This window comes from Janthinobacterium sp. NKUCC06_STL (genome assembly GCF_019345455.1).
GTDB lineage: Bacteria > Pseudomonadota > Gammaproteobacteria > Burkholderiales > Burkholderiaceae_D > Janthinobacterium > Janthinobacterium rivuli.
This window is the reverse complement of sequence record NZ_JAHKQY010000053.1, coordinates 1-233: the sequence shown is the minus strand read 5'-3', so window position 1 is coordinate 233 and position 233 is coordinate 1. Positions and strand designations below refer to the sequence as shown.

1 rRNA gene is annotated in these 233 nt (G+C 46.8%); it reads left to right on the top strand.

What is annotated here, in order from left to right:
* Positions 1-141 precede the first annotated feature (141 nt).
* Positions 142-233 (top strand): 23S ribosomal RNA (locus tag KO539_RS29960); the annotation flags it as partial.

The following is a 233-nucleotide window of genomic DNA, read 5'->3' as shown; positions in this document are numbered from 1 at the left end:
ATCAAGTCTATGCGTGCAGCAATGCATGAGGCGACTTGATGGGTAATGATTGTATGTATCAACAAACAAGCAACAACGTTGTACTTTCTTATCCCTGTAGCGCTCTTTGATGACTTCGGTCTTCAGAGGCTAACGTTATAGGGACAAGCGAATAAGTGCACATGGTGGATGCCTTGGCGATTACAGGCGATGAAGGACGTAGTAGCTTGCGATAAGCTGCGGGGAGTGAGCAA